Raw genomic sequence first — 23,923 nt, forward strand, 5'->3', positions numbered from 1 at the left:
GGCCTCCCGCTAGCGTTCATCCTGAGCCAGGATCAAACTCTCCATTGTATGTTTGTCTGACTCACTCAAAGTTTTGACGCTTTAGTTTTTCCTTACTTGGTTGTTATATTGTATGTCAATGATCTTTTTTCTTTCGCTTTATAATGAAACACTCTCTCTGTCAGTGGCGCTCCATATTTGCGAGTGCAAAAGTAAAACTTTATTTCGTAATGACCAAATGTTTTTGAAAGAAAATTTAAAGTTTATTTACTAACCTTAACTCCTTCTATAACCCTTAATCTTCTATACTCCTGCGCTCCCGTATTGGGACTGCAAAGATACAAATCTTTTTTACTTCCGCAACTTTTATTTCTAAAAATTCCCAAAGTCTTTTTTTAGACTTATTTTCTTTTCGAGTATACCGTTTTATGCTTATCTAAAAGCTCTTCTGCGCTTACTGATCTTCTTTCGTTTTTCAGTGCGGCAAAGGTAAGCCAACTTACCTATACCAAACAAGTTTATGTAACACTAAATTCATATTACGTTCATTTTTTATCTTAACACGCTGGAAGGTAAGGTGAAAAGTTTTAAACAAAATATAAATTTTGGGCATCTGGTATTTAAAAACAGGAATAAAATAGGATATCCTTATTTTAATGGTGTATCATCTTTATAGATAAGGCTCAGAAACTCGGCATAGGATTTTTCCAAACCATGAACATCTCCGGATTTAAGATTCAAGCCACCATTTCCGGAAGTATCTGATTTAACTTTCAAAGATGAAATCTGAAAATACATATTATCCTTATTATCTTTTGGCTGAACTTTTATAGTAGAGCCTAAAAGTTTTTTTGTTGAAACAGTATAGATTTCTCCGGGAACAATTTTTACTTTTATAAATGTCCGGGGCTGTAAGGTATAGTCTTTCTGATTAACGCTTATTTTCTGTGCTTTTTCTGAAGAGGCAAATACATATACCATACCGTCCTTTCCTACTAATTTTTCTTTGGGTGTATAATAGAGTCCGATTTTATAGTTTGCTACATTAAAGGGCTGGGGAGTTCCATCGACATTTTCAAATGGTTTTAGTGCAAATGTATTGGCTCCGATTTCTTTTGCTTTTTTATATACTAATGAAAAAATTCCAGCGTCATCTTTTGAAAATCCCTGAACTTCTATTTCTCCCAGATAAATTGTTTCTGATATGGTATCATCTTTCCTGTATAGAAATTTATCCTGGTTATCATTTGTTTTTTCTACTTTAATCAGGTAAACATTTTGTGCATTCCAAAACTGGAAGCATAATACTGAAAAGACGATTGCTAGATTTTTCATATGCTGTATAATTATTGTTGTGAAAGTATGCTTACACATTCTTCCAGGCTATTTTCCCAATGTTTAGCTTCTATATTGTAGATCTCTTCTATTTTATCTAATGACATGGTACTTCTGACCGGTCGTTTTGCCGGGGTTGGATATTGCTCTGTTGTCAGAGGATTTAGTTTTACTGACGATTTTGAAAACTCAGCAATTTTTTTAGCAAATTCAAACCATGTTGTTTCCGGATAGTTTGAAAAGTGGAAAATACCAAACGTTTTTACCGAAGATTCAATAATGCTCATTATTGCTTCAGCAAGATCATTGGCATTGGTTGGCTGCCCGAACTGATCGGCAACTATTCCCAGCTCATCTTTTTGAGAGAATAGATTCAGCATAGTCTTAACAAAGTTTTTATTAAACTCCGAATACAACCATGATGTTCTTAAAATAATAGTTTGGGGATTAATTTCCAAAGCAAGCTCTTCTCCTTTTCTTTTTGATTGTCCATATACTCCTATAGGACTTGTAAAATCATCTTCTGAATAGGCAAGATTTGTATCTCCATCAAAGACATAGTCTGTAGAGACATGAATTAGGATACTTTTATAGTCTGTACAAGCCTGAGCAAGATGGGCAACTCCTTCAGCATTTACAGCAAATGCTTTTTCTTTCTCTTTTTCTGCCAGGTCTACAGCTGTATAAGCTGAAGCGTTGATGCAATAATCTGGCTTGTTATCGTAAAAAAAGTCATTAACCTGCTCTTCGTTTGTAATATCTAAGGTTTTTGAATCTGTAAATAAGAATTCATATGTATTTTCAAAATCGGGAGCAATTTTTCTAATGCAGTTTCCTAACTGTCCATTGCTTCCTATTACTAGTATTTTCTTCATTTATATTATTATTTTAAATTGATAAAGATTGGCTTTCAACTTTAAGAGTTTCTTGCGTTTTGAGATCTCAGGAATTTAACTCTTGGCTGAAAGTCTTTCTGTTCTAAATCTACATAAAACTTATGGAATGTTTCTTTGATATCTTCAGGATGAATTTCCGACTTTCTGGTTTTAATATTGAAATAAATAACCGTTACCCAAAGCACTGCATGAACAGTCTTTTCGTCCAAGCTTTTCATCAGAATTTCTACTTTGGCTGTCCTATCCTGTATTTCTATTGTTTTACTGCTTATTACGACCTGGGTATTGTATCTTACTTCTTTTAAATAGGCAATTTCATTTTGAATTGCGATCCAAGTACAGCCAGTCTGTTTAGTATATTCCTCATAGGTAAATCCATAAAATGTTTCTACATGATCCTCTCTTGCATTGAACATATAGTCCAGATATTTTACATTATTCAAATGTCCGATCGGGTCACAATCACTAAATCTAACTTTAACCGTGGTTGATACTTCTTTTTCCATTCCGCAAAAATAAAAAAACCACCTCTAAAAGAGGCGGTTAGTTTTATAAATCTTTGTTAATTCGCAGAAATTATTGAATTCCCAATTCTTTCTTTACAGCTGCAGTAGCATCTGGTCCTGCTTTGTAAACAAATGCTGCCGAATTTGCATCCATGATATAATCATATCCACTAGCTTTAGCTACTTTTTCTACTGCATCGTTTAGTTTTTTCTCAATAGGTGCGAAAGCAACATCTTGTTTTGCCTGTAGATCTTTTTGAGCTTTGTCCTGCATTTGAGCTATTTCTTCCTGAATTTTTTGTAATTCACCTTCTCTAGCTTTGTTTTCTTCTGCAGTTTTCTTAGGCGCTTCTTCAGTATACTGCTTTAGTTTTACCTGTCCTGCATCAGCTTTTTTCTTAATCTCAGCTTGTTTAGTATCTAAGAATGTTTTGATATCAGCATCTGCTTTTTTCTTTTCAGGCATTGCATTAAGAACTCCCATCACATCTAAAGTAGCAATTTTTTGAGCTTTTGCCATACCTACCGATACAACCATCATTACTGCTGCAAATAATACACTTAATTTTTTCATAACTGGTATAATAAATAATTTAATTTGTTTTTAGACTTTAAATTTAAGCAAAAGTTAATTTGATAATTACTTTTTATTTTTGCTATTCGATTTTTCTTTCTTATCAGTTCCTTTCAACAAAATGTCTAAGACCTTGTCTGTAAAATCATATTTTTTCTGGAGAAAAATAACACTAATGTTATTGCTTTTATCAAGAACTATGCCCAAACCATTTTTCTCAGACATTGTTTTAATGGCATTCCATATCTGATCCTGAAACGGTAAAACAAGATTTGTTCTCAGTTTCGTAATCTCACCATTGGCACCAAAACGAAGACTGGTAGTTGTTTTAACATTCTTATCAAGATCTACTACTTCTTTTTCTCTTAGCTTTAACTGATCTCCTATCAATAATACTTTTTCACTTTCAAATGCAGATTTCTTTCTTTCATACTCTGATTGCAGATTCTGAAGTTCTGACTGCCAAGTATCGATCTGTGAGTTTAATCTTGCTTCGGCTTCTTTATACTGAGGTAATTTATTTAAAATATAATCAGTATCTACTACTCCTATTTTCTGGGCATTATTAAACCCGAACAATAAAAGCAGTACGAATGTGAAAGTTACTTTAAAGTTTTTCATATTTATAATTATAATGATTGGTTCATCAAGAAGTGAGTCTTCCAGCCTGATGGGTCTGTTCCGGAAATTGTCTTATCAAATCCATAAGCGAAGTCAAATCCAATCAATCCAAATGCTCCCATATAAACCCTTACTCCTACTCCTACTGATCTCTTCAGCTGAAAAGGGTTATAATTTCCCCAAGAATTCCAGACATTACCTCCTTCAGCAAACGTCAATGCGTAAATCTTAGCTGTCTGATTCATTGAAATCGGATATCTCAATTCTAAAGTAAATCTGTTATAGATGGTTCCCCCTCCTTTTGGAGTGATATCTCCCTGAGAAGCATCTCCTCCATAAGTAGAAGCATTTTCATACCCTCTTAAAGGGATTAATTCTCTACCGTCATATCTACCTCCGAAAAGACCGGTTCCTCCCATATAAAATCTTTCAAATGGCGGGGCTCCTAAATTACTGTTGTAGCCATCCATGAACCCCATTTCAGCAGAAGACCTTAAAACCAACTTCCCGGCAATTTCATTATATACATCTGCCTTGAATTTAATTTTATAGAATTCCATCCACTTATATTTATCAATAGCAGCCATTGTAGAATAATCTTTATTACCAAACAATGAATATGGGGGGGTCAGTTTTGCAGAAAGCTCGATATTAGAACCCATTGTAGGGAAAATAGGGTCAATACCCGCTGAATTTCTGCTCAAACCTACATTGATACTAAAGTTATTAGCATCTCCATAATATTCTGTAGTATCTCCAAACTGGAAAGGATAATTACTGAAGTTATACTTTTGGAACTGAATACCTGTATACAATGAGAAGTAATCATCAGGCCAGTTCAAATATCTGTTTAATCCGACAGTTGCCGAGAAGATATTTAATTTCTGTGAGCCTCCAACAGCATCACTATATTTTACTCTTGAGTTATTTAAACTTACAGAAAGTGCAGTTGGTCTTGTTCCGAATAACCATGGTTCAGTAAATGAAATACCATAGTTTTGGAAATACTGCCCTGCCTGCATTTGGATAGATAATGTCTGTCCGTCCCCCTGAGGTACTGGTTTAAAGTCTTTAAATTTAAGGAAATTCTTTAGGGAGAAGTTATTAAACGTCAATCCTAAAGTACCGATAAAGCTGTTACCCCCATATCCGGCCTGCAGCTGAACCTGAGAAGATCCTTTTTCTACAAGCTTCCAGTTAACATCTACTGTATTATCTATCTGATTTGGCTGAATGTCCTGTCCGATCTGTTGTGGATCAAAGAAAGACATCCCGGCAAGATCAAAATAAGTTCTTTTAATTTCTGTCTTTTTGAAAAGATCTCCAGGTCTTGTTCTTAAAGCTCTTAGGATAACGTGGTCATGGGTTGTCGTATTTCCTTGCCATGTTACTTTATTCCATGTCGCCTGTTCTCCTTCATTAATTCTTATTTCAAGATTAACGGCATTTCTTGTTACGGACTTTTCTATTGGTGTTACATTGGAAAAAAGGTACCCATTATTCATGTATACAGATTTAATATCTGAATCATCTTCTTTACCACCATCTTCTCCAACTTTTTTGTTGAATCCTACGGCATCGTAAATATCTCCCTTCTTATATCCTAATAATCTCTGTAAATAATCTGTAGGGTATACGGTATTTCCGGTGAATGTAACATCCCCGATATAATACTTTTTACCTTCATTCAACTTTACATTGATTTCGTAATTATTTCTCTTATTTCTCCATACAGAATCTGAAACAATTTTCGCATCTCTGTATCCTAAGGAGTTATAATAATTGATCAGTCCACGTTTGTCTTCCTGGTATTTATCTTCGATGAATTTTGAAGATTTCAAAATTCCACCGATACCAAAACGTTTTTGTTTTGTTTCTTTGAAGGCTTTATTTCTAAGTTTACTGTCTGTAATACTTTCGTTGCCTTCAAATTCAATATGGTCAATTTTTATTCTCTTACCTTTATCCACAATGATCGTCCAGTCTACTAACGCAGGATCTCCTGCATTAACTTTATCTTCAATGTTGATTTTAGCATCAGCAAAACCTTTTTTAATGTAGTCTTTCGGAATGTTTGTCTTAAGGCTTGAGATTAAGTTCTGAGTAATCTTTGTTCCCGGCTTCAGATTGTTATCTTTAGCAAGTTTTTCACTTTTAGATTTACCTATTCCTTTCCCTTTGAATTTTACTTCTCCAAGTTCTTTAAGGTCTTCCAGATAGAATCTAAGAATTACAGTTTGCCCTTCAATACTTTGAACATAAACTTCCACTTCGGAAAAAGATTGTGTATCCCATAGCTTTTTAACAGCATTGCTGATTTTTTGTCCTGGAATGTCTACACTTTCTCCTTTGGATAATCCTGTAAATCGTAAGATTTGAGCTGGTGTATATTTTTTTACCCCATCTACAACAATGTCTTTAAGTGTATAAGTACCTACTTCACTTTCTGCATGCACAGCATTGTTTACTTTTGTGCTATCCTGTGGAGTTACTTGTCCATAAAAATGCGCAGAAGCAGCAAACATAATGATGGGTAATAGTCTAAACTTCATTTTATCGAGTCTTTCTTTTCTTAAAATTTTATTGGCCTGTTAGTTGCTCACCGGTTAATCCGTATCTTCTTTCTTTGTTTTGGTAATCTACAATACACTGAAAGAAGATATCTTTGGTAAAATCCGGCCATAGAACATTTAAAAATTGTAATTCTGCATAGGCAATCTGCCAAAGAAGAAAATTACTTATTCTTATTTCTCCACTGGTTCTTATCAGCAAATCTACAGGAGGAAAGTCTTTTGTATACAGATAGTTTTCGAATAAATTTTCATCAATATTCTCTACCTCTATTTTTCCTTCTTTTACATCAGAACTTATATTTTTTATGGCATTCAAAATTTCGTTTTGTGAGCCATAGCTTATAGCCAATACTAAGTTTCCTTTTGTGTTTTCTTTTGTAAGTTCTACCACACGCAGCAATTGTTCTCTTACTAATGGAGGCAGTTTCTCTATATTCCCTATAACATGCATCCTTAATCCTTTACTGAAGATCTCTTCTGCCTCAAGCAGTAGAGTCTCTACCAATAGATTCATAAGGCTATTTACTTCTTCAGTAGGACGGCTCCAGTTTTCTGAAGAGAACGTATAAAGAGTTAAATAGGGAATATTGATCTCATTACATGCATTAATGGCATTTCTTACAGCATTAATGGCATTTTTGTGGCCGAAAGTTCTTTCTTCACCACGAGATTTTGCCCATCTTCCATTGCCATCCATAATGATAGCCACGTGTTTCGGTAAATTCTCAGAATTTATTTTATCTTTAATCAACGACATATTAATTACTCACAATAACATGGAGGTCTTCCGAATGAAAACGTCAGTCCTAAACTGAAAGTATTCATCCAATCATTAGATTTATCATCTCCAATATTTCTTTTTTTAATAAACTCCTCTTCTCTTTCTTTAGCAACAGCATAATAGTTTCCTGACTGCAATAATGAACCTCCGGTGGTAGGGTCTAAAATATCTGCATTATAAGAAGCTTTGATATCTTTAGGCAGAACTTTGCTGTGATCCAGCTGATCTGTCAATGTATATCTAAATGTTGCTTCTGCAAATATAGCCCATGAATGGTTAAATTTATATTTCAAACCAACACCAAAAGGAATATGCATTGTCACTTTTTTTCCTAATGAATACTCGGTGGAAGTTTTAAAGTCCAATTCATTGATAGGCGCTTGTGCTACCCCATCAGCATCTCTTCTGAAATCATTGATAAGAGTAGCCTTGGGAGCATCAAACATTAAAGCTCCGATACCTCCGAAAATATATGGACTTACCATGCTTATCTGCTCGTTATTTATTGGAAAAAAGTTGTATTCAAACATTAAGCTTGCTCCATACACATTATTCTTTCCAAATGAGTTTCTATTTTTTCTGTATTCTTCTTTCGCAACCTTGTCGCTAAACTGAATCTGGTTATACCCTAAATCCAATCTAACAGTCTGGTGCGGATTAAAATTAAATCTATATAATAATCCTCCATAAAATGGGAATCCCCAATCTGAAACTTTATTTAAATCCAACGGCTTTTGTAAAATATAATTCGTACTTCCTACATCTCCCACTAGGTTACTCATACCTAGACGAACTCCCAATTCGTTTCTTTGTGCCTTAACACTTACTACTCCAAGGAGAGCAAGGAAGCTAAACAATAATTTTTTATTCATAAAAGAATATGGATTTATGGTTATTTTAAAATTTAATTTTTGCAAATATAAAACATTTTTATATTAATGATAATCTTAATGTTTAGTTAAAAATAAACAAAAAAACATAATTTGTTATAAAGTAAACGATAAAGTGGCAAAAATATTCTTTTTTTCACAGATTGAAAATACATAATATATAGAAAAACCCCCATTATATGAGGGTTTAAAGCTCTATTTTTTATTAAACATTGTCTGTACTTTATTCCTTATCCTGATTAGTAATGGTTCTTTATAATTTTTATCTTCATCAAAATAACCGTAACCATAGCCATAACCGTAGCCATAGCCATAACCGTAACCTTGTTTTGTGTTATAATCATTATAAATAAGTCCTAAATGATTAATTTCATTATTATGGTACTTATCAGTAATCATTTTAAGCATATATTTCTCAGTATACTCATGACGAACGACATAGATATTGGCATCAGAATATTTCATTAATTCATAAGAATCTGCTACCAGACCCACTGGCGGAGAATCTATAATAATGAAATCATATTTTTCTTTGAGCTCTTCCAAAAACTTAATGTTTCTCTGGCTCATTAAAAGTTCAGAAGGATTTGGCGGGATAGGTCCAGAGGTTGCTACATCTAAATTCGGAATTCTGGTTTTATTAATAATCTGGTCTATTTCTACTTCTCCTGTCAGATAATTTGAAATACCATATTTATTATCAATTTTAAAATCTCCAAAGATCTTTGGTTTTCTAAGGTCCATCCCTAACAGAATTGCTTTCTTATCACTCAATCCAATCACAGAAGCTAAATTGATAGAAACGTAGGTTTTTCCTTCTCCACCAATGGAAGAAGTCACCAGTATTACTTTTCCTTTTTCTTCTTCATTATCGTTATTCATTAAGAATCTAATACTCGCTCTTATTCCTCTAAATGCCTCTGAAACAGATGACTTTGGTTGTTCCAAAACAGTAAGCATATTTTCGTTATTGTTGTTTCCTATAACACCTAGTAGCGGAATTTTTGTTGCACTTAATAGTTCTTTGATATTTCTAACCTTATTGTCAAGAAGTTCTCCGATTAAAATAAATAAGAAAGGAAGGAGTAACATTCCCAACATAATAATAATCTTGGCCAGCTTTATATTAGGTGCGATAGGGTTTTGCCCTAAATTTTTGGCAGGGTCAATAACCGTGATATCAGACTGATTGGTTGCCATTCTCATCTGGGTATCATTCTGCCTTCCTAAAAGACTGTTATATGTAGATTCTATCATATTATACCCGCGTTCTGCATCCAGATATTTTCTTTCTTTTTCAGGATATAAAGCAAGGTCTGAATTGGCGTCCGAGACTTCCCGATCAATTTTATTGATCTCATCATAATATTTAGTATAATAATTTCTCAGACTATTTGAAGCACCCATTCTTGACTCATTAATAAGCCTGTTAATTTCTTTCATGGGTTCAGAATTCGCTTTATAAATCAAAGCCATTTCTGATCTTTTGGCATACAAAGCCTTCAATTCGGTAACCGATGCAGAGAACATACCATCTTCGAAGCCTGCAGCGTTCGTTCCGATCATTTTGTCGAAATCCTGAGACTGAAGGGTATTCTTAATCGTATTCAGTGAACTTATTTTACTTACCAGATCAGCCTTTCGTGCTTCAAGTTCTTTTATCTTATCCAGAGACTTCTCATCCCTGTCTTTAATATTATAAAGTTTCTCTGATGTTTTTAAATAATTCAGCACTGAAGCACTGGAATCTAGCTTCTTTCTTATATTACTTAAATTTCCCTGCAGATAAATTTCCGTGTTTTTATTTACTATATTTTTATCAGCGAGTCTTTTCTTTTGAAGTTCAGCTACAGATTTATTAAGAAAGTTTACTGTACTGTTCAGGTTGTACCCTTTTTTTACAATAACCATTATCGTACTGATCTCCTTATCGAAATCTACAGAAATTGTAGAAACAATATCATTAACGCTTTCATTGACAGTATTCAGATTAATAATAATATTCTCAAATTTGATTTTAGGGGTTACCGAGTTTTGAACCAGCTTAAATCTTAAGTTAGGAGAATTATACCATTCATTTATCCTAATAATCTTATTAGCAGGTCTGGTGTAAGGTCTAACTGCCTGAAAGTTTTCCGCTTCATAGCTGTATAAGTTCGTAGATTCTCCTTCTTCCGGAAGAACGACTTCATATGTTCCATTTCCTTTTGGGATTAGTGTAATTGGGTAATGGGTCTGCTGAAGATGTTTTTTATCAATTTCAAGAAATACAGGAGAGTCATCCTTATCCAAATAGGTAGACTTTATAAGTCCTTTGGTAGAATAATTAACAAAAAGATCCAGTTCTTTTACCAGAAACTCGTTGTGAGATCTCGATAAAAGCATCTTCTTTAAAAATATTCCGTCCTGATTGCCATTTTGTCCCCAGATAAAATTAATAGACTGACTTGCCTGAGTGGGCTGTAAAAAGCTGGCAGTATTGTTTGAGGTACTTAAAGAAATATCTGAGGCAAATATATTCTGTGCATAATATTTACTGTATACCCAAGAAACGGCATAACCAATAAACAGCATAAGCACAAACCAATACCAGTTTTTAAATACTCTTCTTACAAAATGTTCAATATCAAATAATGCAAACACCCCATACTTTTCTTTTGAGGAGTCATTTTTCCCTACTGTATTGTCTTTTCCTGGAATCATAGGATTAAAGTTTTTGTAGGATTGTATATAAAGTAAGTGCCGTTGTAATTGCCGTCACACTGGTAAGTAAGGTCTGAATAGGATCTTTTCCAAATCCGTTCAGGCTTTTCTTTCTGGTGTTAAGATAAATTTCATCTCCGTTCTGCACATAATAAAAAGGGGAATTCATAAGATCTTCCCGGGTAAGGTCTATTTTAGCAATTTTAATTCCTTCCGGTAATTTTCTATGAATTACAACATTTTTCCGGTCAATTGTTCTGTTCAGTCCACCATTTATAGCTAAGGCTTCGGTAATGGTCATTGTATTTTTATGAGCCACTTTTTCCCCTGAAATACCGGTAGTTTCTACATCTCCAAGAATATAGTAGGTAATTCCGTTCGTATTTAATCTTACTTCAGATTTACCATCCTGAAAGTTTTCATTTACTTTTCCTTGAATTTCTTTGCTTATATCATCCAATGTTCTTCCTTCAGCTTTTATATAGCCTGCTCCAAAAACATTGATATCTCCATTAGAATCTACTTTCAAACCGTTAAAATAAAAGCTTGTATTTCCTCCAAAACTGGAACCTTCTCCAGTTCCTCCGCTGGCTCTTCCTGCTCCGGAACTGGCATTATTCAAAACGGGAATACCTACTCCTCCGGATGCATTATAGGCAGAATAAAACTGGGCAGCATCTCCTTTAGGGGTGGTAACGATGTTTAAATTGAGGATATCATTTTTAGTAATCCTATAAACAGGGATATTGTAGGGAACAAGACCTTCTTCGTTTATGACAAGACTCTCACTTGGCTGTAAATATCGCACATCCTTTGTTGTGATGCAGGAAGTAATTAAAAAGGGTAATATTAAAAATAAATACTTAAAGTTCTTCATCATGTTAAAATATGTTTACAAAAGTAAAGATTAAATTGTTAATTTTTGTTATTTCTTAACCGATACAATAAATCCGGTAAATAAGCTCCCAAAAAGCCCAATGAAATAATAACCAATAGCAGTAGATTTACATTCATATGTCTTAGATAATAAGCAATTCCTACAATCATCAGATAGTAAAGAATGATATAGAAGGTTGATCTCCTGTGGGTAAGGTCAAGTTTTAGTAGCTTATGGTGAATATGGTTTTTATCTGCATCAAAGGGTGACTTTTTATTGTAAAGTCTTATCATAATTACATTTAACGTATCTACAATAGGCAGGATCAAAATAGCAACAGCCACAACAGGTGCTGATTGTAAGTGGTATCTTGGTACATCTGCCAGTTTTTTATCAATAAAAATATCAATAAAACAAATGGAAGTAAATGCCAGTAAAAAGCCCAGCAGCATGGAGCCTGTATCCCCCATAAATACTTTGTTGGTCCTATAGTTTGACAGATTATAATACAGAAATGCCAAAACAGTTCCTATAATGACAACAGATAAAATAACTAGTGGATAATTGTATTCCCCCAATCTGTAATAGCTTATTCCGAACAAGGCACTGCAAATCACGGAATATCCGCCCGCAAGCCCGTCTATACCATCTATCAGATTAAAGGCATTGATAAGAATAATGAAAGTAATAATACTAAATACAACACTTATGAAGTAACTCAGTTCATATACTCCAAATATTCCAAACAGACTTCTGATTCTGATATCTGAGCCGATAACCACTAATGAAGATACTATGATCTGTGCTACAAGTTTTTTATACGCTCTCATTACCACAATATCATCCATTACTCCTACATATAGCAGGATAATTAATGATGCAAATAAGAACTTATAGAGATCAAACAGCTCGTAGGCAAAAATAGAAGCACAGATTCCTATGGAATAGAAGATAGCTATACCTCCAAGGTTGGGAATTTTTCTGAGGTGTGAGCTTCTTATTCCAGGCTCATCCATCAGATTCTTTCTTCTTGAAATCTTTACAATGGTAGGTATAGAAAAAAAAGTGATTAAAAAGGAAAATATAAAACCCAATCCTATCTTCACATAGAAAATAGGTATTCCCGATCCGCTTAAGAACAATTCAAAATTTTTCATTTTTTTTCTTATTCAGTTACACATGCCTCGTTTGAAAAATCATCACATAGATATAACGAATCATCTACATCATAATGCTATTATCCGAAACAATAGTACTTACACTTGTGTTTACATTAATTTTCTTATCAGTTTCTTCTGCCCTGCAAAAAATAACAGATAAAAAATCTTTTTTTTCACTGGCAAAGATAAAAGATAATTCTTACCAAAACGATTATAGTTCAATATATCTTGAATTTTTATCTGTCTTTCTTTTATAAAAAACCCCAGCTGTTCAGCCATTTCATAAAACACTTCATCTTTTTTAACGAATGCGAGATACGCCAGAAACGAATACACTCCTTCAAAAATCTGAAAATTTTTCAGTTCTTTTCTTTTATGGGTGTACTGGGATTCATTAAAAGTATTTTCAACATCTGCTACTGCTTTCAGCATATCAAGTCCTTTTTCAGTATGGGTCTTTGTAATGGAGTCCGTACGTTCAAGGTACTGATAATGGTAATTCTGAGTCTGAGCAATAGTACTGCATTCCAGCAGCAACTGTGGAATAAGCTGAATATCTTCAAAATGTATCCCTTTCTTAAATCTTTTCTGATGAAAGAGTTCTTTTTTAAACAATTTGTTACAAGCAAAATAGCTGATATCAGAAAAGACAGAGAAGTTTTTTTCAAGGTCTATTTTCTCAGGCATATTAGGCATTTGAGTGAGTTTCTGGGTAATTGCTCCATGTTGATCCACCTTTTGAATATTGCAGATCACCATTTGAGTCTGATGTTTTTCCGCCAGCAGAAGCATTTCTTCAAACATTTTTTCTGTAACATAGTCATCACTGTCTACAAACCCGATATAATCACCCGTAGCTCTGTCAATTCCGAAGTTCCGGGCATCACTTAACCCACCATTTTCTTTGGTGAAAGCTTTAATTTTCTCGGGATATTTTTGAGAATATTCTTTAATGATATCTTCAGAACGGTCTGTACTACCATCATTCACAACAAGAATTTCAATATTTTGAAGAGTCTGATTAACCAAAGAGTCAAGACATTTTGCCAAATACTTTTCGACATTATATACAGGAACAATGACTGAAACTTTTGAAGGGCTATTTATCATACATTAAATTTTCGTCAGCCTTGCATTCAACCAGCCCTTTTTGGCATCATCAAAATCTTTTCGGGAGCACGGAATACAGTTTTCTATATCCTCGTCTTCGCCAAAATACCACAGGTTACTGAAAGTATCCCGTTTGAAAGTGTACTGTCTGTCGTCAACCAACACATAGAATATTTCGTAGTGTCTTTCTTTCGGATGAGACCTTTGAATATTAATACCTTCTGCGAGGTACCAGAGCATTTGAGCTAATAGCTGGTGATTCAGTTGGTTTTCAGAATAGATATTATAATTAAATATTCCTACAGATTTCAGATGTTCACTCAGTCCTATTTCTTTCATATAGGCACAAATTTCTCTTCTGTTCAACCCATTCACCTGAGGATTCATAGAAAAAGGCTCACTGAAACTTTCAATAGCATCGCAATTTACTGTTACAAGATCTGCTCTTCTGAAGAAAGGTTCCGTTTTCTCAGTAGAATTCATCATTTCAGCCAAACGGACAATATCAAACTCTACTTCCTTAATCAATCGGACAGAGTCTATTTCATTTAAATGTTTCTGGTATCCTAAATGGTGATAATTTTTAATAGAAAAATTCTTGGCTCCAAAAATTTTGCTTAAAAAAGTATGCTCATTAATTTCTTCTCCTTGCTTAAGAGAGATCATATTACTGATCTGAGTAAAATTGAGACTTTTCTGATGAAAATTTAATGCTGAAAATAAGGAAAAGGCAAAGTCGTTGGAGCCACCAATAATTACAGGAATAGCTCTTTTATAATGGCAGGCCGACAAAACTTCCTGCAAAATATAATGGGTATCCTGAACAGATTTCCCTGAGACCAAATCTCCAAGATCTACAATAGGGATTTCAAAATCAAGCTGAGAAAGCTTATAGAATTCCTTTCTGACTGCTGTAAAGTCCTGTACTTCTGCTTCTCCACCGGCACCTCTGTAATCCGATACAAATAAAAGTACAATACTGTCCTCTTTTATATCTTTTGTAATCCGACTTCCAATCTGCCAGGTTTCTGTTTTGAAATTTCTTGGTGAAATGATAAAGTCTCCAAAATCCATATTAATTAAAAAAATTTGATAAGGTGATAATTTACTAATTGCTTTATATAACAAACATACAAAAAACCACAGCAACTCCTTACCTCTACGCTGCATTTATTCATAAAAAAAGCCGGTAACACTATTTGTTAACGGCTTTGTATTATTATTTTAATATTACTTCTTTTTGGCAGCTGGCTTTTTCTTTTCTGCAAAGGCATTTTTATCCTGATCGATAATCCATTTTTTCACTTCATCCAAAGAAACATCCTTCAATTCTTCTGCATCATATTTTGTATCATCATTTTTCTTTGGAATTTTAAACATTGCTTTTCCAAATTTGATGAAAGGTCCCCATCTTCCGTTCTCAATAGAGATTTTTTCTTTTTCCCATTGTTGGATATAACGGTTTGCTTCTTTTTCCAGCTTAGCATCAATCAGTTCATTGATATCACTTTGGGAAAGGTTGTCAAAATTATATTTCTTCGGAACATTGATGAAAATATCTTTGTATTTGATAAACGGACCGAATCTTCCTGCACCTTTGGTTACCGGTTCGCCTTTATAAGTGGCAATTGGCGCATCGGCTTTTTTCTTTTCGTTGATAATTTCCTCTGCACGGCTCTGGCTCACAGATAAAGGATCTTCACCTTTAGGGATACTGATGAAAGTATCACCCCATTTTACATAAGGCCCAAATCTTCCTACTCCTACAGAAACGGCATGCCCTTCAAATTCATTTAAGTCAAAAGGTAATTTGAATAATTCTATAGCTTCTTCAAAAGTAATCGTAGCTATATTCTGCCCGGTCATTAATGAAGCAAAGATTGGTTTTTCTTCATCATCGGTTTCTCCAATCTGGATCATAGCCCCAAATCTTCCAATTCTGGCGTGAACATTTTTACCTGTTTTAGGATCTACCCCTAATAACCTGTCTCCCGTTGCACGGTCAGCATTCTCTTCTACATCTTCAATTCTTGGATGGAATTTTGAGTAGAAATTGGTCATCATTTCTTTCCACTTTTGGTCACCGCTTGCAATTTCATCAAAACTCTCTTCTACTCTTGCTGTGAAACCATAGTCTAAGATTTCTTTAAAATTATCTGTTAGGAAATCATTCACAACTTCTCCTATATCTGTAGGAATGAATTTATTTTTATCTCCACCAAATTTCTCGTCAAGAACTACTTTTTTGATTTTATCTTTTACCAAAGACATCTTAATCACTTCACGGGTTTGCGGTTCAATCTCCCGCTTGTCTACATATTCTCTATTTTGAATCGTCTGAATAGTAGGAGCGTATGTAGAAGGTCTTCCAATCCCTAATTCTTCAAGTTTTCTTACTAACCCGGCTTCAGTATATCTTGCACTTGGTCTTGTAAACTTTTCTGTAGCAGTAATGCTTTTATAGTTTAATATTTCACCAACTTTTACTTTTGGCAATAGCTTTTCGTTGCTCTCATCATCCTCATCTTCCGTCTTTACAATACCATAGGCTTTCAGGAAACCATCAAAAATAATAACTTCGCCCTGTGCTTCAAAATGGTGTGGCAAAGATGCATTCCCAATTTCAATAACAGTTTTTTCAATTTTAGCATTGGACATCTGAGAAGCCAATGTTCTTCTGTAAATCAACTGATATAGTTTACTCAACTGAGCATCTCCTATACTTTTCACTCCAAAATCTGTAGGACGGATCGCTTCGTGAGCTTCCTGTGCCGATGCCGACTTTGTAGTGTAATTTCTCGGAGAAGAATATTCTGCTCCATATTCTGATATGATTTGCTTTTTGGCTCCTTCAATAGCTTCCTGGGAAAGATTTACCGAGTCGGTTCTCATATAGGTAATGTATCCTTCTTCGTATAATCTCTGTGCCAGACGCATGGTATTGGTCACATTATATCCTAATCGTGAAGAAGCTTCCTGCTGTAATGTAGAAGTGGTAAACGGAGCAGATGCAGAGCGTGTACCAGGTTTTGTTTCCACATTCAGTACTTTGAATTCTGTAGTTTTTGCCTGTTCAAGGAACTTTTCTGCATCCTGTTCTTTTTCAAAATCTTTTTTCAGCTTGGCAGCAATTTCCTGTTCTGCATTATTCAGGAAAATCCCATCCAGCTTAAAGCTTGCTTTTGGTACAAACTCACGGATTTCTTTTTCTCTTTCAACAATTAACCTTACCGCTACAGACTGAACTCTTCCTGCAGATAGCCCTGGCTTTACTTTCTTCCATAAAACGGGAGACATTTCAAAACCTACAATCCTATCCAATACTCTTCTTGCCTGCTGAGCATTGACCAGATTTTGGTCAATATCTCTTGGGTTTTCAATTGCTTTTAGAATGGCATTTTTAGTAATCTCATGGAAAACAATTCTTTTTCTGTTTTCAGGCTTCAGCTTCAACTCATCTGCTAAGTGCCAGGCAATAGCTTCCCCCTCACGGTCTTCATCGGAAGCCAGCCAAACCATTTCGGCCTTCTTTACTGCAGCTTTTAATTCTGTTACCAATTTCTTTTTGTCTGCAGAAACTTCGTAATCTGGACTGAATGTGCCAAGATCTATTCCCATCCCTTTTTTAGGCAAATCCCGGATATGTCCGAAGCTGGATTTCACTTCAAAATCCTTTCCTAAATATTTCTGAATAGTTTTTGCTTTTGCCGGGGACTCGACGATTACTAAATTTTTCGACATTCTAAAAATTTTTTGCAAAAGTAAAGCTTTTTTATTATATACTTTTTGTTCTATTCGTTTAATTTGACAATTAGATTTCTTAAGAGCGTATTATGACAACCCTCTTCAGCCCAATCAAGTCCTTTATATTGTATGTTTTAGCATGTTAACCACTTATCAATCTTAAGGGATATAGAATTTTTCACCAACTGTAATAGACACAGAAAATATGTATTGTTCAAAAAAAGCAGAATAAACTCATGTATTCTGCCTTTTTAAGCATTATTCCAGCAGATTTATCTTTTTATAATTTTCACCACTGCTTCAGAATTATTTATTCTTATTAAATACCCTCCCGGAACTAAAGAAGAAAGATCCGTTTGTTTATTTTCAAATATTCCCGATTTCACAAGCCTTCCGGAAACATCATATACTTCATAGTTATATTCCCTATTTTCTGACTCCTTGAGATAAAGAGTATCTTTAAAAGGATTGGGAAATACTGAAATATGCTTGGCTTCTGTTTTAAGTTCTGTATTATTGAAAGCTACAGGGGTTATAATCCCATTTCGCAGTGCACTGATCACAAATTTTGAAGCGGGCCCTTCTTCTTTTCCAAAAGCATTATATTTAACTCTTACACAGCGGCAGCCCATTCCAAAATACGGATCATTATTATCATGAAAGACTATCAGGCGATTGGCTGTAGAAGCTGCATCAAACAATATATTAACGGCTCTTCCCAGATAATTCGAAGCCAGTGCATCGGTCCATATTCCCGGATATTGAAAATTCACTACATTAAAAGTTCCTTGTGGAGACTGGTTTCCTACAACATTTCTGAATGCACGGGACCCTGAATCGGGATAATTTCCAACGGTATATGTCTTATCTGAAAACTCATACCCTATAGTATAAGCTGTAGACGGGTTTCTCACGCGAATCCCCTTATAATCAGTAGCAATACTATAAGAAGTGGCTATATTTTTATCTTTTTTATACCATGGGGTTTGCCCAAAATCCTGTCCGGAAACGAGTGCCACACTGGTAAGATCCGGAATTCTCCATCCGTCAGGGCAAGGATCGAAAGGGGACTTTCCTCCTCCTCTTCCCCATCTGTCCGGGGCAAGGTTTGGCTCATTAGCTATCCAGTCTGTTCCATTGGTATAATTGGGCGCCGAACTGTTAAATGGTGAAAAGGTACTTGGGACCATAAAAACCAAAGGATTCCGCACTGAGTAAGCCATTATTTTATTCACTTTATCAACCGGTTTATCTATTCCCTGAACACCCGATGCAGAAGCATACGTATCATAAGGAACTATATATCCTGCCGAAAGGTTATTATAGGTTGCAGCTGAAAGCGTAGTATATGAAACGGTGCCATTCTCCTGAACTTTCCCCAAAAACACATTGAAAGAAGCCCGGTTATCTGCATACTGAAAGGTAGGAATAGGATCTTTCCTTCCCCATTGATAATGCAATCCGGTAGAAGCTCTTATCTCTGCAAGCTCAGCAGCAGTAGGAGCTAATGGATTTCCAACATTTGGAAAAGCAGATAAGGCTCCTATATTTCTGTCCAGAAACTCGGTCATTAGTACGATGTCTGCTTTATTCACATAATTTACATAATTCACGGCTTCTTTTACCGGAAGTTCTGTTGTATAGGCATAGGAAACTACAGGAGTATCTGTAATCCAAATATGCCAGCTCCAGTATACAGGGTTTGTAATGCTTCCGTTATGTAGCGTAACAACGGCATTTCCGCTTTGGTTAGGCCGTATCTCTACAGATATCCGGGAATACCTGATATCCTGTAATGCAGATGGGGATGGATTCACCAGGGAAACTTTGTTTACGAGGTTGACATTGGTAGTCCACAGGACATTGGCTTTCAGATTATTGAAATTTGAGGGAATTAGTATATTTCGATTATTAAGCAACTGGCTTTGAACAGAAAATGCCTTACTGACAGGAATTTCCACAGTATAGGGCTGTGTGCTTTTAGTCGCCAGATAGGTATTGGGGTTGTTGATTCCTTCTTTGTAATCTGTTACAGCAGCAGGTATATATTCCGTTGGGAAATCATAATCATTAACTTTATACAATGGGTCTTTTATGCATCTGCATCCGTTGGCATCTGAGGTATACATTCCGGACATTGGCATATAAAAATATCTACCATGGATATTGGGATAATTTGGATCTGGTATATCCGGCTGCCCTTTATCCGGAATCATAGTTAACCCCCTTACACCAACTGAGGGAGACGCATCAAAATGTCTCGTCATAGTAGCTGTCCATAACGCAGTATGATGCTGATCGCTATACTGCCCTAAATGAGCATTCCTGATAAGCTGTCCGGTCCCCGGAAATACTCCCATATCATAGCCGTTAACACTGGAGAGATCAAATCCCCAATTTGGGTAAATCTTAAAACCTGTCATGAACGCCGGAACACCTGCGTCTGTTGGTTTTATAATATGGTATTTATTAGCTTCAAAAACATTTTTCCCCATACTGGTCTTAACCCCAAAAGGTGAAAAATCTATCCGGATATCATCTATATAAGATGAAGATCCAAGATTAGCTACAAGCATGGATGGAACACGCCAGCCATTGGGGCAGGGGTCATATGCGGATTTATCTCTATATGGCTTTGCACTGCTGTCATTATTATATCCCGCAGCAATTTTTCCCTGCGAATTATCAGACCAAAGATTAAGCTCGGAGAGTCTGTTATCTGGTAAATCGGCCGTTCGTCCAAACCAGTTGACAGGAAGATTGACATTATTATTGTAATAGGCCTGTCCGGAATTATCATTCTTATTGATATAAATCAGACTCAAAGGATTTTTTACAGAAAGCCTTATATTATTGGTTATCTCTGCTGCAGAAAGCAACACTACCTTTGTAAGGTCATCAATACTTACCGCGTTGGTAAAGTTCTTTGCACCTCTGTGTCTTACCCTTCCTACAGATCCCGATGCTTCATAAAAATCGTTACCTCTTGTTACCAAAGGTGGAATAGGATCTTTTCTTCCCCACTGATAAAGCAATCCGTTACTTCTATTCCAATCTGATGCCGTAATGGAGTTGGTAAGGGCTCCCAGGTTTCTGTCCATCCATTTCCATTCGAAATCAGGAATAAGCTCAATAGTTCCGTCTGACCTTAGCCTTTTAACGTTCTCAAAACTTTTATAGGATGAACCATTGGAAGGATCGTCGGTGACCCAGATATGCCAGCTCCAGTAGATTTCTCCATTCACTCTGAAAGCAATCACCGTATTTCCTTTTTTAGTCTTATTAACAGGAACTTTTATTTTTGCATCCTGCCCTGATCCCGAAATCTCTAAGGCATAGCCCGTCCCGGATTTAATTAAACCATGTACATCTTCCCAAAGTACATCTGCCGTTACTGTTCCTGCAGGTATCCCATTGCCATTAATATAAGGATCTCCTTCCCACATAGCATAAGCCTTTCTTACCGGAACAAACAGACCTTCGCTACTTTGGCCGGGATCAAAAAAATAACTGTTGGGCGCCTTTTTCCAGTCTGGAATGATAGTATAACGTAGATTATTTTGAGGTTTATTCAACGAATCCAACTCTTTTGCAGTCAAAACGTTTACTTTATAACCAACTGAGGAAAACCCCTCTATGGAAATTATGTTACCTTTAAAACAGAGACCAATCGACACTAAGCAAAAAATTGCTGCTAATTTTTTAACTAAACGTTTCATATTCTGGATTTGTGTGTATTATCAGAAATACAACTTTTAAGCCTACGCTCAAAAAAACAGATTTAATTTATAAATAAACATACCATATCTGAATTAAAATGTAAATAATTAAAAATAAATTCATTACCACTAAAAACTCATCATTCACGTAAAAACTGAAATATAACTGGCATCCATGTCATTGTATTGCAAAAAAGACAACTCACTAAGAGCTGTCTTTTGTTTTTTAATTTTGAAATATTTTCTAAGGAAGAATATGGTTTTTATATAAATCTATTGAGAACCTTCCTGCTTTTATATTATTAAAGGAAGCAAAAACGACAAAATTGAATACTACCAAAGTAATAATAAATGCATAGACCATATTTTTAACCCTGGCCGAGACCACATACATTGCATTAGGAATTATGATATATGAAAATCCGATAAATGCTCCTGCAAGACGGGATGAGAATATAGGATTATTCCTGAAAATAAAGTAGAAACATATTCCCACCACAGCATAATTCCGGTGGTATTCGTAGTAAGGATAGAGTTCCTTCATCTTGGTGTCAAAAACAAAGAGGAAAAAGGTCAGGATGGCCATCATCGCTTCCGGGATACCAATGCTACCATTCAACCTTTGTACAGTTTCATCCATATATCCGTTAAACCCTTCCACCAGTGTACTTTCTTCTGTCATTCCATTTAAAAAGTCTCCAAAAACCCTATAAATTTCAAAGGGTGACAGAAAGACGGAGCCTATAATCATAATCAGCATAACGGTCTTATTCAAAGGAATGCGGGCCAGCCAATACATAGGTAAAAACAGATAACATACACTGTGAATTCCTGATCCTAAAAATATAAAAAACAGATAATGCCACAGTTTTCTTTCTTTGATATAGCGTATAGCAAAATAAACAATAAAGGTACCCAGGTTTTGTCTTATCTGCCCACTTTCTCCGATGAAGAAGTTGGGAATAAACATGAAGAGGGTAAAGGTAAAGGGGTAAAAAGTATTGTCTTCTGTATATTTTATCTTAAAGCTTATTGCAAAAATGGCTATAACAAGGGTAACAATATAAAAAGGGGCATTAAATACGTTAAGCAATATCTTATTAATCAAGGTATAGAGCCACTCTACGTCCAGGGTATCCGGCCCCGTCATATGGAGCATCTTCATAAAGATACTGTAATAACTTTTGGTATCGGAATAAATATAAATACCACGGTAACTACCATAATCCGGACCTACACTATCACGAAGCCCGGCAATGATAATCAGGTAGATACCCAGGAACCAAAACCATTTTTTATCTACTTTTTTACCATATACCTCCTGAACACTGAAGAACAGCATATATATAATTGCAATAATATAATATGGATGTAATAAACTCATACTAATTGAATCTCTGCTGTTTTTTTAAACTGGTGAAATACTATGATAATCCCGGTTAGAATTAAAGGAAGAAAGAGTCTCACTTCCCAAAACAATCCGACTAAGGTAATCATAATAAGATAAGGCAGTGAAAAGAAAAGATATTTGCCAAATACCAACCTGTTTTCTTTATCAATACAAAGCTTATATATAAAATAAAGAACTATGACCGCAAAAACCAACCCCGCTAAATTAAACGGACTTGAAAAGTTTCTGTCTATATAAAAACCTTCCACAAAGGTTGTTTCTTCTGTTGTCATAAACTTTCTTAATCCAAGATATGGAATTAGAAAAGCAACAACCAAAGGAATTATTATCCATATAAACCGGTAATTTTTTTCCTGAATATTTTTCACATTAAAGAAAACCGCTGCAAAAAAAGCAATATTAAGACATGCTGTTTCCCTTACGAATGTAGAAATAATAATCAGGACAATTAAAATCCCATAATATACCTTTTGCTGGGTGTGCAGATATTTCAGCGTAAGAAAAACGCCTGATAAGTAGCAAAATAAAGCAATGGTATCACAATTTGTGGGAGCATACTGAGTGATAACGATAAAAAAAACTGAAAGTAAATGAATGACTCTCCTTACATTAACGTCAGAAAACAACGTTTTAAACTGAAGCATTTTATTAATAAGAACCGAACAGAGGATAAAGAAAAAACTGTTCATCAGAAAAAGACCATGATAAAATGGCGTCCCGTTCTTAGACAGAAAATCCTTAAAGAACGAAAAAGGCCCATTGATCAGATAATACACAATGTCTGTCATCTGCACACTGAGATAATTAGGAATCACCCTATACGCATATACAGAGGAGAATAAAAATTCCGGAGTTTTTTCTGATGTTTTCAACCTGGTGTAGGAAGATTCAAATCCATAATAGGACATGGCAAACAGCAGAAGCGGAAGTACTATCACAAATAGAAATCCGTTTATTTTTTCATCATTTTTTTCCAACATATCTAAAACAGATTCTTATTTTTTAATAATAATTGTGGTTTAAAATACATTTCATTAAAGGGGA

General features: G+C 35.0%; 17 protein-coding genes. All 17 read right to left on the reverse strand.

Going from position 1 to position 23,923, the window contains the following annotated elements:
- Positions 1-627: 627 nt before the first annotated feature.
- Positions 628-1,314, reverse strand: coding sequence for a hypothetical protein (locus LQV47_RS00005; protein ID WP_230032374.1), 687 nt, complete (start codon positions 1,312-1,314; stop codon positions 628-630).
- Between the two features lie 11 nt (positions 1,315-1,325).
- Entirely contained in the window at positions 1,326-2,189 is an 864-nt protein-coding gene (rfbD, locus tag LQV47_RS00010; RefSeq protein ID WP_230032375.1) for a dTDP-4-dehydrorhamnose reductase, read from the reverse strand.
- 41 nt (positions 2,190-2,230) lie between these two features.
- A complete protein-coding gene (locus tag LQV47_RS00015; protein WP_084087138.1) occupies positions 2,231-2,716 on the reverse strand; it encodes an acyl-CoA thioesterase in 486 nt (161 codons plus the stop codon).
- A 70-nt stretch (positions 2,717-2,786) separates the two neighbouring features.
- Positions 2,787-3,290, reverse strand: coding sequence for an OmpH family outer membrane protein (locus tag LQV47_RS00020; RefSeq protein ID WP_230032378.1), 504 nt, complete (start codon positions 3,288-3,290; stop codon positions 2,787-2,789).
- A gap of 66 nt (positions 3,291-3,356) precedes the next feature.
- Positions 3,357-3,911, reverse strand: a complete 555-nt coding sequence (locus LQV47_RS00025; protein WP_230032380.1) for an OmpH family outer membrane protein — start codon at positions 3,909-3,911, stop codon at positions 3,357-3,359.
- A gap of 8 nt (positions 3,912-3,919) precedes the next feature.
- Positions 3,920-6,463 carry a POTRA domain-containing protein gene (locus LQV47_RS00030; RefSeq protein WP_230032381.1) on the reverse strand — a complete coding sequence of 848 codons (2,544 nt, stop codon included), beginning with the start codon at positions 6,461-6,463 and terminating at the stop codon, positions 3,920-3,922.
- Positions 6,464-6,491: 28 nt separating this feature from the next.
- Positions 6,492-7,241 carry an isoprenyl transferase gene (locus LQV47_RS00035; RefSeq protein WP_230032382.1) on the reverse strand — a complete coding sequence of 250 codons (750 nt, stop codon included), beginning with the start codon at positions 7,239-7,241 and terminating at the stop codon, positions 6,492-6,494.
- A gap of 5 nt (positions 7,242-7,246) precedes the next feature.
- A complete protein-coding gene (locus tag LQV47_RS00040) occupies positions 7,247-8,137 on the reverse strand; it encodes a DUF6089 family protein (protein ID WP_230032383.1) in 891 nt (296 codons plus the stop codon).
- A 213-nt stretch (positions 8,138-8,350) separates the two neighbouring features.
- Positions 8,351-10,858 (reverse strand): polysaccharide biosynthesis tyrosine autokinase, encoded by a 2,508-nt coding sequence (locus LQV47_RS00045; protein ID WP_230032384.1) that lies wholly within the window; start codon positions 10,856-10,858, stop codon positions 8,351-8,353.
- A 4-nt stretch (positions 10,859-10,862) separates the two neighbouring features.
- Positions 10,863-11,738: a polysaccharide biosynthesis/export family protein gene (locus LQV47_RS00050; protein WP_230032387.1), complete on the reverse strand. Its 876-nt coding sequence runs from the start codon at positions 11,736-11,738 to the stop codon at positions 10,863-10,865.
- Between the two features lie 35 nt (positions 11,739-11,773).
- Entirely contained in the window at positions 11,774-12,892 is a 1,119-nt protein-coding gene (locus LQV47_RS00055; protein ID WP_230032389.1) for an MraY family glycosyltransferase, read from the reverse strand.
- Positions 12,893-13,003: 111 nt separating this feature from the next.
- A complete protein-coding gene (locus tag LQV47_RS00060; protein WP_230032394.1) occupies positions 13,004-14,005 on the reverse strand; it encodes a glycosyltransferase family 2 protein in 1,002 nt (333 codons plus the stop codon).
- Positions 14,006-14,008: 3 nt separating this feature from the next.
- Positions 14,009-15,079 (reverse strand): formimidoylglutamase, encoded by a 1,071-nt coding sequence (locus tag LQV47_RS00065; RefSeq protein WP_230032399.1) that lies wholly within the window; start codon positions 15,077-15,079, stop codon positions 14,009-14,011.
- 156 nt (positions 15,080-15,235) lie between these two features.
- Positions 15,236-17,746 carry a type I DNA topoisomerase gene (gene topA, locus LQV47_RS00070; protein WP_230032400.1) on the reverse strand — a complete coding sequence of 837 codons (2,511 nt, stop codon included), beginning with the start codon at positions 17,744-17,746 and terminating at the stop codon, positions 15,236-15,238.
- 275 nt (positions 17,747-18,021) lie between these two features.
- The gene (locus LQV47_RS00075) at positions 18,022-21,468 is read right to left on the reverse strand and encodes a T9SS type A sorting domain-containing protein (protein WP_230032403.1); all 3,447 of its coding nucleotides are present in this window, start codon (positions 21,466-21,468) and stop codon (positions 18,022-18,024) included.
- A 244-nt stretch (positions 21,469-21,712) separates the two neighbouring features.
- Positions 21,713-22,852, reverse strand: a complete 1,140-nt coding sequence (locus LQV47_RS00080) for an EpsG family protein (protein ID WP_230032405.1) — start codon at positions 22,850-22,852, stop codon at positions 21,713-21,715.
- On the reverse strand, positions 22,849-23,859 hold the full coding sequence (locus LQV47_RS00085) for a hypothetical protein (RefSeq protein WP_230032408.1): 1,011 nt from the start codon (positions 23,857-23,859) through the stop codon (positions 22,849-22,851). The genes LQV47_RS00080 and LQV47_RS00085 overlap by 4 nt, the downstream gene beginning before the upstream one ends.
- Positions 23,860-23,923: the final 64 nt, after the last annotated feature.

Origin of the sequence: Chryseobacterium sp. Bi04 (assembly GCF_918698085.1) — a bacterium.
Taxonomy (GTDB): Bacteria; Bacteroidota; Bacteroidia; order Flavobacteriales; family Weeksellaceae; genus Chryseobacterium.